Origin of the sequence: Nanhaiella sioensis (assembly GCF_046557775.1) — a bacterium.
Classification (GTDB): Bacteria; Bacillota; Bacilli; order Bacillales; family SM2101; genus Nanhaiella; species Nanhaiella sioensis.
Window position 1 is genome coordinate 2776375 of sequence record NZ_JBKAEG010000001.1, and the last position, 14168, is coordinate 2790542.

The following is a 14168-nucleotide window of genomic DNA, read 5'->3' on the forward strand; positions in this document are numbered from 1 at the left end:
TTGGTAATTTAGATTTTAACAGTTATGTATGCTTATCTCATACGGTAGGAAGAAGTAAAGTAATCTACAACTTCTGACCGATTTTGTGTTTAAAAATTTCTAACCCTTAGTACATACTTTCCACCAATATTGCCATAGGGGGAATATACTTTTACCGTATAATCACCTGATCCATATTTACTTAAATCCACTGCATATAACCTCTCTTGTGATTTAGCTGTTTCTGATTTACCAATGAGAGTACCGTCAGGAGCATATACTTTGTATTTATAGTTATAGCTATTATGCAGGTTATTTAACCAAAAGTTACACTCCGAACCTTTTTCAACATCTAAATTTACGGTATAAATTTTGTTATTCTCAGTAAGCACATCTTCTACTTGAAGTTCTGCTTCAGCAAATTGCTCACCAGATGTATTCCCCAACTCCACACTTTCTTCTAATAATGTTGATGAAGAAAACAAAATGATAATAATGCACATTGCTGCAACCATACCTGCTATTGGGAGTAAATTGGATTTTAATTTGCGCTCTCTCTTTGGATTACTTATCTCACTTTCTATTCTTTTTCTAAGCTCGAATTGTCTTTTAGAATCCCAAGAAATACTTTCATCTAAATTCTTCACATCTTTAAAGAGGTTATGATCATGTTGGTTACTCATAAACCCATTCTCCCTTCGACAATTCTTGTTGTAGCGCTTTTAGAGCTCTAAGTAAAGTTGATTTAACTTTACTCTCACTCCAACCTAAAATTTCACACGTTTCTTTCGTAGACATCCCCTCAATTTTTCTAAGTATGACCACTTCACGATAACTCGGTTTTAACTTACCAAGAGCTTCATACAATTCTTGAAAGCTTTCATTGATCATAATAGCGCTTTCTAATGTATTGTTAGCTTCTTTCTCTCGGTATTGATGACTAAAGTGCTCAAAAATATTAAATTTTTTCCGTCTCATATAATCCATTGTAATATTGTGAGCAATCCTGAATATCCAGCTTTCAACTTTATCTTTATTTTTTAACTGACCATACGAGTTATATACTTTTATAAAAGTTTCGTGGGTTAAGTCTTCAGCTGTATGGTAGTCTTTAGTTAATGTAAAAATAAACTTTAAAACTCGCCTACTATACAAGTCATATAGGGAAAGCACTTCATTTTTCTTTTCATCTCGTTGCACTATGTTCCCTCCCTAGTTATTGTCGGTTTTTCTACATTGTAAATGTTTCGTTTAATATATTTATATGAAACGTATTGTTTAAAATATCCTATGCTCATTATTATAATCTTCTTCGTTCATTTATATAAAAATCTTTGTTTTTCGCTATATTAAAAGGGCTATGTTGGATAGTCAAGGCTGTCAGTGTTAAGTAATGATGGTATTGAAATGTAAAAAAGGCTCTTTTCGTAAGGTTTGTTACTATTTTTACTAAAAATGGCTCGTATGATGAGTTTTATGAGAGCTTAATAATTGAAATAGCAAGTTACCACGAAAGCTAGATATATGTGTGCTTAGAGAATAGCACCCAATGCGCCAACAGCCTTCTTTAAAAATAGTACAGTCAAAATGGTGTAACGAATTGTCATTTTATGCGTCTTACATATGATAATTGAATTGTTATAAGAGGAAATAAAAGTTAAAATTTAGCATTCAATAACTTAGATAAACTTTTGAAGTATTCAACGTCAATCCAAAGTGTAATTGATCATACGATTAAATATAAAAGTAAAATCACTAGCTGTTCATATAAAATAGTAATACTTTATGAAGTAAAATAAGGATAAATTGTTAACTACAATGAACATTTACTACTATATAAAATTTAGTATTTCAAGCAACTAAGAGAACAGGAGTAGCAAGTGAGCAGTGAATTTATCAAAATCATTATCGTTTCTATGGCCTTGACGATCGGTCATCTCAATCAAGAGGTAAAGTATATTATTGTTGGCTTAGTTTTATTAGTCGCTTTGGAAATTTATTTTACCTTAAGAAAGGGTAAAATTAAAGATGATTCTGAGTAGAACAGTTTTTATACCGTTTAGTCATTTGACCGATAACACTCATACATTAACATCTTAATTATTTGTGAGCATTACGCTGTCCGAGGTAATATAAGAATAGGGGGGATGGGATGTCATGTATACAATCAGTGAGGTCGCTAAAATATTAGGAGTCAGTACTCATACATTACGGTATTATGAAAAAGAGAAAATCATAGAACCAGATCGCAACAAGAATAAAGATAGAATGTATAGTGATGCACATCTTAATTGGCTTCGATTTGTGATGAAACTAAAACAGACACAAATGCCAATTGCAAAAATTAGAGAATACGCACAATTGTATATTGAAGGAGAGCATACAACAATCGCTCGCTTACAACTGCTTGAAGAACATAGGAGTGAGATTCAAAATCAAGTGAAAACCTTGGTTGACACGGAAAAGATGCTTGAAGACAAAATTAACTCATATAAGAAAATGGTTAGTATGAAACATCTAGGCTCCGTTGCTACTAAACCAAAATAAGAGAAGGATTCAATTTAAATGAAAGTCTTCTTTCTAAACTTTGTTGCTATTGTTACCAAACTATTACCATAAAGCGACGTTTAATTTGTTAGTTTTCGTTGTACAGAAGAAAAGCTGCCTCGAACATTAGTTATAATCGTATTTAGTTCTAATTACGAAAAGCAACAATGAATACGAAATCAACCACATGAAAAAACAACAGGGAGCAGGCCTGTTGTTTTTAGCTAATGATCTTTTCATACCGATATTAAAATCATATACAAATGTTAAATTTTAAACGTCCAGCTAATGATGTCCCCAAGGTTAAATGTATAAAACCTTGGTGAAAACGGTTAAAGTTACATAATAAAAGTTATTCCGCTTTCTGGATATGGTCAACTTGCAGTACTTTCTTTTCACTAGAAGATTGCCATTGTGCTAGTTTAACTAAATAGGGTGCGATATTTGCAGGGTCATCACCTGTTGTTACCAAATTCGTTTTCATCGCACCAGGGTTAAAAACGTGTGACGTAATGCCATTTTTATGTTCTTCATCATCTACAGTATAGGATAATGCTTCAATGGCCGCCTTGCTTGCAGCATAGGCACCAAAACCAGCAGCACCTTCCTTCGCTAGGCCTGAAGTAATGTTGATGATCTGTCCTGACTTTTGGCTTCTCATAACTGGTAAACATTCTCTTATCATTAAGAATACACTTGTAGCATTATTCGTTATTTGGTACTCCCATGAATCCAAGGGGCTTTCAAAAATGTGATATTGTTCAAATACAGCCGCGTTATTTATTAATATATCAATCCGTTCGAACTTAGCCGTAGCTGCCTGTACAAGCATTCTAACATCAGATTGAGATGAAACATCTGCACGGATAGGCAGAACTTTAACATTATACTGACTTGTGATGTAGCGCTCAACCTCTTCAAGCTTAGCATACTCCCGTCCACAAATGACTACATTAGCTCCACATTTAGCAAAGGCAATGGCAGTTTCTTTCCCTAAACCGCTCCCAGCACCAGTTATAATGACAACTTTCCCATTTATATTTTGCATATCCGTTCCCCTTTTTTCATAAATTCCGGAATCCTTATGTGAATGATAGTATATTACACATCATCTAAAAAGTCAATTTATTCTGAAAATTTAAATAGTGTTAACAACAGCTATTATCTTTAAGAGTATTAATCATACACAATAAGGGTATTTTCTTTGACTGAACTTGCAATTTATTGTAAGATACATTTAACAGACCGTCGGTCGGTTTGTTTGGAAAAGGAGGCTAATAAGTTGGAGTTAAAAGATAAGATTATACAAGCAGCGTTTGATTTGTTTGCGGAAAAAGGGTTTGAAAAAGCAACAGTATCAGAAATTATTAATTTAGCTGGCAGTTCCAAAGGGGGATTTTATCATCATTTCAAATCGAAAGATGAAATTCTCGAAGCAATCACCTCGCGTTATATAGATGAATTAAAAACTGATTATGAGAAGCTTCTTCAACATCAACAACGTTCAACTATTGAATTATGGAATCATATTTTTACACAGCTGATTGAATACAAGCTTAGCAAAATTCCTGAATGGCCAAAAATGAGAAAAATCTTTTCATTTAATGGAAATCATATCATTCTAAAAAATTTTGCTAGTCAATTTGAAGTAATGACGACGGAATTATATACACAGCTCATTTTGCAAGGTGTTCGAGAAGGAGTCTTTCATGTTAAACACCCAAAAATGTTGGCTGGATTATGGTCTAGAGAAATGATTAGAGTAGTTTCAATATGTAGAAAGCTTATTTTTTCTACCGATGTCGAAGCATATGAAGAATTTGAAATGTTGTTAGCTTTTAATGAAGATCTTATCAATCGTGAATTAGGTGTTTCTAGTAATATGATTCAAGTTAAAGAAGTAGCCCTTCAATACGTTCAGCAATCTAGAAAGCGGCTTGAGCATAAGGAGGAATTTGATGATTAGATGGTTTTATGAAATAGGAGAGGAAGATTTTCAAGCTGTTGGCGGCAAAGGGTACAATTTGAGCAAAATGTATAATCAAGGCTTAAATGTACCAAATGGCTTTGTTATTACTTCAGATGCTTATAATTCATATATTCAAAAAAATTTCATAGGAGAAAAAATTAGCAGGATTTTAAATGAAGAGACGTCAACGAAAGAGAAATCCTTGACTATAAAATCATTATTCACTAAAGAGTTGTTTTCAATAGAATTACAAAAGCACATTGAAGATCAATTGACTAAAATCGCTAGTAAACGTGTAGCTGTTAGAAGTAGTTCAACTGTTGAAGATTTACCTGGAATGAGTTTTGCTGGGCAATATAGCACGTATTTAAACGTAACACGAAAAGATATCATTGACAAAGTTCTATTATGTTGGCAGTCCCTCTGGAATGAAAGAGCAATTGATTATAGAACTAAGTATGATGTTACGTCAGATTTTACTCATAGTGTCGTCATTCAAGAGATGATCAATTCTAAGTTATCCGGTATTGTATTTACAGCAAACCCAATTACAGGGAATAGAAATGAGATATACATTAATGGATCTTATGGGCTTGGGGAAGCGATTGTAAGTGGTGAAGTGAATCCAGATCAGTATACGGTAGCGAAGTCGAATGGAAAGGTACTGATAGAAGAACTATCTTCAAAAGAACGCTTGTGTCAATATGGTGAAGATGGGATTGAATATGTACCAATAAGGGACGGTTTAAAGAACGGTAGTTCATTGGAAAATCTGCACATCGAATCGATTGTGAAAGAAGCTATTAAGCTTGAGGCATACTTTAGTAAACCTCAAGACATTGAGTTTGCTATAGATCATAACGATGAATTATATATTGTTCAATCAAGAGACATCACTTCATTATTCCCGATAGACAGTTTTATTCAAGATAAAAAACTTAGAGCATATTTATCAGTAAGTACAGTTATGCTAGGAATGAAGGAGCCTTTTACACCGTTAGGATTTGAGCTGTTTGGGCATATGGTTCCGACGATCGTAAACGTGATGACAAGTCGCAATAAGCCATTGGATGGTGGATTTGTAAAAGAGGCTGGTGGAAGAATATTTGCTGATATCACTTATTTATTAGCAAATAAATTTGTTGGAAAGCAATTTGCGAAAGCTTTTGCGGGAAACGATCTCCCACTCGAAGGTACGATGAATGCTGTATTAAAACGTCATGGAAAACAGTTTACTAACCAAGGAATCAAATTTAAAATACCTTGGGGCATCATTAAATATGCTATTAGTATGGTTAAGCCATATGTTGAAGCTAATAAAATCGCTTCCGAAGACAGATATGGACAGATGAAGAAGATAGGTCATGCTGTAGTAGAAGAACATATGAAGCTCGCATGTTCTCTCCAAACTGTTGAAGAGAAGTTGGATTTTATTAAGGATACACTTGTCAACGCATTCATATTATCTCAGAAGCAAGCCTTATATTGTGTGGAATTTGCTAATTTCTCAAAAATTAGTAAAAAGCTCTCGAAAATGTTAGGTGATGATTTTGATATCGTTCCGCTAACAAAATCATTCCCAAATTGTATAACTGTTGAATTAGGTATGGAACTTAATTATTTGGCAAAGTACTTTGATGAAGAGGGGATAGAACCAACAAAAAATCACCCTAAAGTGCGACAGTTGTTAAAGGAATTTGGACACAGAAGTACGATTGAATTAGATTTTGGTGTGAAGAGATGGTCGGAGGATCCAGCATATATCATGAACTTAATAAAATCATACATGGTAGATCAAATGTACAATCGGAACATTGAGGAAGTTCATGGGAATGCGCAAAAAGCAGATCAGTTAATTAATGAAATATATGAGAGAATTAAAGTATTAAAAGGCAAAAGAAGAGCTAGGAAAATGAGAAAGATGATCATTGATTATCGAATAGCTGCTGGAATGAGAGAGTATCCAAAGTTTGATATCGTCAGAATGTTGGCACTTGCGAGAGAGGTTATGTTAGAAGTAGGTCAGTTGTATGAACAGCAAGGATTAATTGAAGATCAAGAAGATGTCTTTTTTTTAAGGACGCAGGATATAAGAAGTAGGGAGCAATTAAGGCTTACCATTCTAACGAACAAAGAGGTATATAAAAGGGAGTTTGCTAGAACAACGATCCCTCGCATTGTATTAAATACTGGAGAAACATATTATTCAGCTCAAAATGTTGATCCCCATAGCAAAATTCTTCAAGGTGTTCCTTTATCAGCAGGTATTTATGAGGGTAAAGTAAGGGTTATTTTTGACCCGAATAAAGCTGAGTTATTAGAAGGGGAGATTCTTGTTACTGAAAGTACGAACCCTGCTTGGACACCGTTATTCATGACTGCAAAAGGGCTAATCATGGAGTATGGTGGTCCTGTTAGTCACGGTGGAATTGTAGCAAGAGAATATGGCATTCCTGCTGTTGTCGGTATACCTTCTGCAACAGCAACATTGAAGGATGGACAAATGGTTAGAATTAACGGTGAGACTGGTACGGTTGAAATATTAAAACAACAAGATATGACTCATTAACTTTGAATTTAATTTGTTTTGCTAGGTTCATATTTTACATGAACGTTATTATCGTAACTTTGCGGCTGTTTGTAAGAAATCACAAGACCAATTGGGGTTCTCTGCCATTGTCATCGCTTTAAAAAAGTAAGACGAAACGCCATTTTTACAAGTTTTTATTTCTTAGAGTAGCAACCACTGCTGTGGAAATATCGAACAGACAAATGGTGGAAGGGTGAGTAAGCCTGACTAATTGCTTCATTTTGAAGACCACAAGCGCTCAAAATTTTCACATAAATATAAGATAGAGGGTACCATCAAATGATAGCACCCTCTTAAAACCTACTTTTTCTTGTTCTTAACTTCTAATAATTCTGCAATGATTTTTCCGTGGTCTGTATTGTCAATGAAGCCTGCAAATAGTTCCTTTTGAGGACCATATGCATATACTGGTACTTCTTCACCAGTATGTCCACTTGTCGTCCAGCCAGATAGAGAACGAGTATTTACGATAGCTTCGATAGCATTGTCAATAACAGTCAATGTATCTTCTTCAGCTTTAGCAGCATCTTTTACAGCATGTATTTCTTCTTTAGTTAATTCTAAATCGATGTACTTACTTAGGGCTTTTTCTACCTCTAATCCTTCAACAATTTCATTAGCAATGAAATCAGGCGTTTTCTTAAATGCTTTGATCGGTTCAACGAAGAAATTATAAACACCGTTAGCGCCGATAGAGAATCCTCCAGTTGAATGGTCAGCTGTCACAACAACAAGTGTGTCACCATCTTTTTTCGCAAACTCAATCACTTCTTTAAAGGCATTTTCAAAATCTTGCATTTCGCTCATCGCTGCGACGATATCATTATCGTGACCCGCCCAATCTATTTGACTGCCTTCTATCATTAGGAAAAAGCCGTCTTTATCCTTTCTTAAGCGGTCAATTGCTGCTTTTGTCATATCTTGTAAAGAAGGAATGTCAGCAGTACGGTCAATCATTTTGTCCATACCTTTTGGAGCAAATAAACCTAGAATTTGGTCGTTTTTATCTTTTAACAATTCATCACGTGTTGTAACATAACTATATCCATCCTTTTGGAATAACTTAGTTAAATTGCGGTCTTCGCGTTCAAAGTATGATGTACCGCCTCCAAGTAATACGTCCACTTTATGCTCTCCGTTAATGAGGTCATCATAATAATCATCAGCGATTTGATCGTAATTCTTTCTAGAATCATCGTGAGCAGCATATGCAGCAGGTGTTGCGTGATTGATTTGTGATGTAGCTACTAAACCTGTTGCCATACCATCTTCTTTTGCTTGCTCAAGAATTGTTTTTACATCTGATTTATCGTTATCTACAGCAATAGCGCCATTATATGTTTTTACTCCACCAGACATTGCAGTTGCCGCTGCAGCAGAATCAACAACATTTTCTTCATGATCGTCTGGGTATGTAGTTTGTAATCCCACTAAGTATGGATCGAAAGCTGTTTCTTCATATTTTATCGTGTCTGGATTATCATTCATATAACGAAGAGCTGTCATATAAGGAACACCCATTCCGTCACCGACCATAAAGATCACATTCTTTACTTTGCCATTTTTTGATGAGGCTGCATTAACAACTTTTTCTTCACCATGCAAAAGGCCGATACTGCTTACTGTTAATGTACTAACAAGTGCCACAGGTAACAGTGACTTCTTCCAATGCCATTTTTTCATAACATTATTTCCTCCCTATATGTTTGATCATATAATAGTTTAAGAGAAAAATGTAAAAGAGGTATTGATAAATTACTAACATTTAGTAAATAAAATGTAAATCGGTAAAATAATGGGATGTTATTGACCGAATAATGACTAATGGTGAAACGTACTTTAAAAGAGAATACTAAGCTAGAAGGATGACCTTTGATTAACTGTGATGTTGTTAGTAAAGACTTCTAATTCATGATCTTGCTTTTAAGTTTGTTTAAAAAAAAGGCATGAAAAAATTTTATCACCCGTATCTTTTTTTTATCGTTATTCGTTTTATATATTGAGAGGTGCAAAAAGGAGGAGTAGATGTGTACACAAATGCTAAATCTTGCACGAACTTGGACGATCAACATGCAGCCTTGTCATTAAATGAATTAGAAAAGCATTATCAAAAGCTAACAAAATACTGTCATTTTCTTTCTCAAAATAGTTGGGATGGGGATGACCTTGTACAAGAAACATTGCTCAAGGCACTACAGCGGTATAAGGATTTGCCTGATATGAATTCCGCATTGTTAAATAAAATAGCTTATCACCAATGGATTGATAGTTGTCGAAAAAGACAGCGAGAAACAATTGAATCTACTCCAGAAACGATTGTTACTGACGTTGATCACTTAGAGCATTCTTTAGATATCATCCAAAAATTAGTGTCAAAATTAACACCAAAGCAAGCAGTCGTTTTTATTTTAAAGGAAGCATTTCAATATCAAATTACTGAAATTGCAAATATTTTAACAACGACAGAAACGGCTGTTAAAAGTATACTTCATCGTGGAAAAAAGCGGATAAAAAACATTTCACTTGATGATCCATTGTCACCAGTTCATTGCTTGTGGCCAGAGCAAGAACAAGAACAGTTAATCACTTCACTTTATTTGTCATTAAAAATGCAAGATCCTGAAATACTTATCCGCGTGATTCCAAGTATTGATTCTCTAAGTAGTGATAGTGAAAAGCCAGTATGTAATAGTAAGTTGATACGTCCAATATCCTCTCGGGCTGGCATAATTTCTATGGCAGCTTAGATAAATATGATGATGGAGGAAAGAAATGAGTACAATACCTTATGTCATTGAACAAACAAGTCGTGGAGAGCGTTCCTATGATATATACTCAAGGCTTTTGAAGGATCGTATTATTATGGTTAGTGAAGAAATTAATGACCATATGGCTCAAAGTGTAGTAGCACAGCTATTATTTTTACAAGCTAATGATGAAGAGAAAGATATTTCACTCTATATTAACAGTCCAGGAGGTTCGACTTCAGCAGGTTTTGCGATTTTTGATACGATGCAATATATCCAACCTGATGTACGAACGATATGCACTGGTATGGCGGCATCCTTTGGTGCAATGCTTTTACTTGGTGGAACAAAAGGGAAACGTTATGCGCTTCCAAATAGTGAAATTATGATTCATCAGCCTTTAGGAGGTGCTAAAGGTCAAGCGACAGATATAGAAATTTCAGCTAACCGAATTGTCAAGCTTCGATCACATATTAATCAAATCATTGCTGATCGGACAGGGCAATCACTCGATAAGGTGTCTAGAGATACAGATAGAGACAATTTCATGAGTGCAAAAGAAGCAAAGGAATATGGGCTTATTGATGACATCATTAACTAATCAGCAAGTGTATGAGAAATTTCTTGACACCAAAATAAATATCCATTAATATACTTTTTAATAAAAGCACACAAAATTTGATGACGAGAACAAGTAAACTAAATGATCCGTCCTCCAGAGAGCTAGTAGGTGCTGAAAGCTAGCGTTCGGACTTTAGTTGAACAATCATCTCCGAGAAGTCAAGCTGAATGAAGTAAGCTTGAACGGATTTCCCCCGTTAATAGGAACACGTATGATTGTACGTTGCTAAGTGCTATTGACCGGCGTCGATAGAAAAAGGGTGGTACCGCGGATACCCCGTCCCTTTATAGGGATGGGGTTTTTTGTGTGCTTTTAAGCTCTTTTCGTATCCATTGTTACGTTTATTAAAGGCTCTTGTCATAAGCTTTGTTGTTATTTTTACTAAATATGGACAGTATGAAGTAGATAAGATGGTACGAACTCTAGAAGTATAGGTCCTATATATCTAAGAACGAAAAGCAACAATCAATGTGAAAACAGCCTTATTAAATTACAACAGTTATTCATGGTATGAAGTTGCCATGAAACTTTCAAAACGAAAACAATAATACGAAACAGCTAAAATTAAAAGGAGTGGTACTGTGAGAAAGGTTGATGTGAAAGAACAAGCAAGCGATAGAGAAAAGAGAGTCCAACAACGTTGGAAAAAAGAGGATACATTTAAACAATCAATTAGCAATAGAGAAGAAAGCACAAGCTTTGTATTTTACGAAGGACCGCCCACTGCAAATGGCTTACCCCATGCAGGGCACGTGTTAGGTCGTGTTATTAAAGATTTAGTCGCACGTTATAAAACGATGGCTGGATATAAAGTGTTACGCAAAGCAGGATGGGATACACATGGTTTACCTGTAGAATTAGGTGTTGAAAAGCAATTAGGAATATCGGGTAAGCATGATATCGAAAAATATGGGATCGAAAAATTTATAAACAAGTGTAAAGAAAGTGTGTTTGCTTATGAACAACAATGGAGCACCTTTACAGAGCTAATTGGCTATTGGGTGGATGTAGAGGACCCGTATGTGACATTAGAAAATAGTTATATCGAAAGTGTATGGCATATTCTTGGAACGATTCATGAGCAAGGACTTTTATATAAAGGACATCGTGTGTCACCATATTGTCCTAGTTGCCAAACATCGTTAAGCTCCCATGAAGTTGCACAAGGATATAAAGATGTAAAGGATTTAAGTGTAACTGTTAAATTTCCTATCAAAGATCGTGAACATGAATATCTTCTTGGTTGGACGACAACACCTTGGACGCTTCCTGCAAATGTTGCTTTAGCTATTAATCCTCAAATAACCTATGTAAAAGCTAAAAAAGGTAAAGAGGTGTATTACGTAGCAGAAGCATTAGCTGAAAATGTACTACAAGAAAATTATCAACTTCTTTCACGAATGAAGGGGGATGAGCTAGTAGGAATAGCGTATGACGCTCCATTTGACAACATCCCTGTAGAGAAGGGTCATATTGTTATTGAGGCGGATTTTGTAACTGATAGTAACGGAACGGGTGTCGTCCATATTGCACCAGCATATGGAGAAGATGATTATCGCGCTGCACAACAATATGAGTTAAGCTTCGTCAATGTAGTCAATGAATCAGGTCGTTACACAGATGACCTTCCGATGTTTGCAGGGAGGTTTGTGAAAGATTGTGATGTAGATATCATCAAATATTTAGCAGCAAACAATCTTTTGTTTCATAAGCAAAAATATGAGCATAGCTATCCTTTTTGTTGGAGGTGTGACTCACCGTTACTGTACTATGCGACAGATAGCTGGTTCATTAAAATGACTGCTGTGAAGGATCGCTTACTTAGCAATAACGAACAGGTGACATGGCACCCAGAACATGTGAAGCACGGAAGGTTCGGTAAATTTTTAGAAAATGTTGTTGATTGGAATATAAGTAGAAATCGATATTGGGGAACACCTCTAAACATTTGGACATGTGAACAGTGCGATCAACAATTTGTCCCAAAAAGCATTCAGGAGTTGCAAGCGAACAGTGTAGAGCATGTTGATAAAGATTTGGAACTGCATAAACCTTATGTTGACGATGTGAAGGTTGAATGTCGAAGCTGTGGGGGCAATATGAACCGTACTCCAGAGGTAGTGGATGTATGGTTTGACAGTGGCTCAATGCCATTTGCCCAACACCACTACCCATTTGAGAACGGAGAATTGTTTAAAGATCAATTTCCTGCTGATGTTATTGCTGAAGGTATTGATCAAACTAGAGGTTGGTTTTATAGTTTGTTAGCAATCTCGACATTATTCACAGGAAAAGCTCCGTATAAAAGAGTACTTTCACTCGGTCATATTCTCGATGAAAACGGCCAAAAGATGTCTAAAAGTAAAGGGAATGTTCTTGATCCACTAGAATTAATTGAAGAATTTGGTGCGGATGCGTTAAGGTGGGCGCTTATAGCAGACAGTGCTCCTTGGAACTCGAAGCGTTTTTCCAAAGCAGTCGTTGCTGAAGCTAAGTCTAAGCTCGTTGACACGTTTGTAAATGTGCATAGTTTTTATACTTTATATGCAAGCATTGATCAAATCTCACCTAATTTATTTACAAATGTTCATTATACGAGCTTAGATCATTGGGTATTATCTCGCTTAAATAGTACGATCCGAGGAGTAAAGTTGTATGTTGATGATTACCAATTCACTTTAGCTGCAAGGTTATTAAATACTTTTATGGATGAAGTAAGCAATTGGTATGTAAGAAGAACGCGCCAGCGTTTTTGGCGTGAGGGAATGGACGATGATAAGCTAGCTGCATATGCGACGCTTTATGAAGTGCTAACGAAAAGCAGTCAATTGTTAGCTCCGTTCACTCCTTTTGTTGCCGATGATGTTTTTGAGAACTTGACGGGAGAAAGTGTACACTTAAGCGACTATCCTGTAGTGGATGATACAATCATTAATCGTCAGCTTGAACTTGAAATGGATGCAACACGCCAAATTGTAGAACTCGGAAGGCAAGCTCGGAATAATGCAGGATTGAAAGTGAAACAGCCACTTCAACAGCTTATTATCATGACCAAAGATGAGAAGTTCACATGGTTACAAAGTCATACTGACATCATTAAAGAAGAATTAAATGTTAAAGTGATTATGAATGAGAGTAATGAGAGTCGATATTTTCATTATTCCTTAAAGTTAAATTTTAAAAAAGCTGGCTCTAAATATGGCAAATACAGCAGTCACATTCATCAGTATCTTCAGAGTCAATCAGCAAGTAAAGTGGCAGCTCTGTTAGAAACGGAAGAACTTACTGTGGAAGTTGATGATAAGAAGTTTCAGGTAAGTTTAGAGGATATCATTGTAGAAAAATCAACAATTGGCGAATATCAAATGGCAGAAGGACCTTCAGTTACGGTTCTTCTGGACACAAAATTGACAGCGGATCTTTTACATGAAGGGAAAGTTCGAGAGCTCATTCGTGCAGTTCAGGAATATCGTAAGAAATTATTGTTACCTGTTGAAAAAAGAATCGATATTTCACTGCAGCTTGATGATGAAATGCTACAAGCAGTGAATAGCTTTGAACATTTATTACGTGAGAATTTATTAGTGAACGAACTTGAATTTGTTGAATCGTTAACAAATTATGAAGAAGTAAAGGTAGGAAGCGATACGGTTCGAATTGTTATTAAGTAAAATAGGTAGCTAAAATGAAATCTGTTGCTATCTTTAAAAATCG

The 14168-nt window shown here is 35.4% G+C and carries 11 protein-coding genes and 1 other annotated feature; of the genes, 7 read left to right on the plus strand and 4 right to left on the minus strand.

Translation table 11 applies throughout. The features are described 5' to 3' along the window. Positions 1-89: 89 nt before the first annotated feature. Entirely contained in the window at positions 90-662 is a 573-nt protein-coding gene (locus tag V1503_RS12805) for a hypothetical protein (RefSeq protein ID WP_410627419.1), read from the minus strand. After that, positions 655-1179 (minus strand): RNA polymerase sigma factor, encoded by a 525-nt coding sequence (locus tag V1503_RS12810; RefSeq protein WP_214481137.1) that lies wholly within the window; start codon positions 1177-1179, stop codon positions 655-657. Before V1503_RS12810 ends, V1503_RS12805 begins: the two co-directional genes overlap by 8 nt. A 680-nt stretch (positions 1180-1859) precedes the next feature. Between V1503_RS12810 and V1503_RS12815 the strand changes: the two genes are divergently transcribed. Together V1503_RS12815 and V1503_RS12820 are read left to right on the plus strand one after the other, a co-directional pair. Beyond that, entirely contained in the window at positions 1860-2021 is a 162-nt protein-coding gene (locus V1503_RS12815; protein ID WP_410627420.1) for a hypothetical protein, read from the plus strand. 115 nt (positions 2022-2136) lie between these two features. Beyond that, positions 2137-2526 carry a MerR family transcriptional regulator gene (locus V1503_RS12820; RefSeq protein ID WP_214481135.1) on the plus strand — a complete coding sequence of 130 codons (390 nt, stop codon included), beginning with the start codon at positions 2137-2139 and terminating at the stop codon, positions 2524-2526. A gap of 352 nt (positions 2527-2878) precedes the next feature. On the opposite strand, the gene V1503_RS12825 is transcribed toward V1503_RS12820, so the two are convergent. After that, positions 2879-3574, minus strand: coding sequence for an SDR family NAD(P)-dependent oxidoreductase (locus V1503_RS12825; protein WP_410627423.1), 696 nt, complete (start codon positions 3572-3574; stop codon positions 2879-2881). 234 nt (positions 3575-3808) lie between these two features. Here V1503_RS12825 and V1503_RS12830 point away from each other — a divergent pair, with 234 nt between their 5' ends. Together V1503_RS12830 and V1503_RS12835 are read left to right on the plus strand one after the other, a co-directional pair. Next, positions 3809-4492: a TetR/AcrR family transcriptional regulator gene (locus V1503_RS12830; RefSeq protein WP_410627425.1), complete on the plus strand. Its 684-nt coding sequence runs from the start codon at positions 3809-3811 to the stop codon at positions 4490-4492. Beyond that, positions 4485-7064 (plus strand): PEP/pyruvate-binding domain-containing protein, encoded by a 2580-nt coding sequence (locus V1503_RS12835; protein WP_410627427.1) that lies wholly within the window; start codon positions 4485-4487, stop codon positions 7062-7064. The genes V1503_RS12830 and V1503_RS12835 overlap by 8 nt, the downstream gene beginning before the upstream one ends. A 321-nt stretch (positions 7065-7385) precedes the next feature. On the opposite strand, the gene V1503_RS12840 is transcribed toward V1503_RS12835, so the two are convergent. Beyond that, positions 7386-8768 carry an alkaline phosphatase gene (locus V1503_RS12840; protein WP_410627429.1) on the minus strand — a complete coding sequence of 461 codons (1383 nt, stop codon included), beginning with the start codon at positions 8766-8768 and terminating at the stop codon, positions 7386-7388. 344 nt (positions 8769-9112) lie between these two features. On the opposite strand from V1503_RS12840, the gene V1503_RS12845 reads away from it, so the two are divergent. From V1503_RS12845 to ileS, 3 genes are all read left to right on the plus strand, one after another. Beyond that, the gene (locus V1503_RS12845; protein ID WP_410627431.1) at positions 9113-9832 is read left to right on the plus strand and encodes a sigma-70 family RNA polymerase sigma factor; all 720 of its coding nucleotides are present in this window, start codon (positions 9113-9115) and stop codon (positions 9830-9832) included. Between the two features lie 25 nt (positions 9833-9857). Next, a complete protein-coding gene (gene clpP, locus V1503_RS12850; protein ID WP_410627434.1) occupies positions 9858-10433 on the plus strand; it encodes an ATP-dependent Clp endopeptidase proteolytic subunit ClpP in 576 nt (191 codons plus the stop codon). A gap of 71 nt (positions 10434-10504) precedes the next feature. Then, positions 10505-10741, plus strand: a binding site (T-box leader). Between the two features lie 294 nt (positions 10742-11035). Beyond that, entirely contained in the window at positions 11036-14125 is a 3090-nt protein-coding gene (ileS, locus tag V1503_RS12855; protein WP_410627436.1) for an isoleucine--tRNA ligase, read from the plus strand. Positions 14126-14168 lie beyond the last annotated feature (43 nt).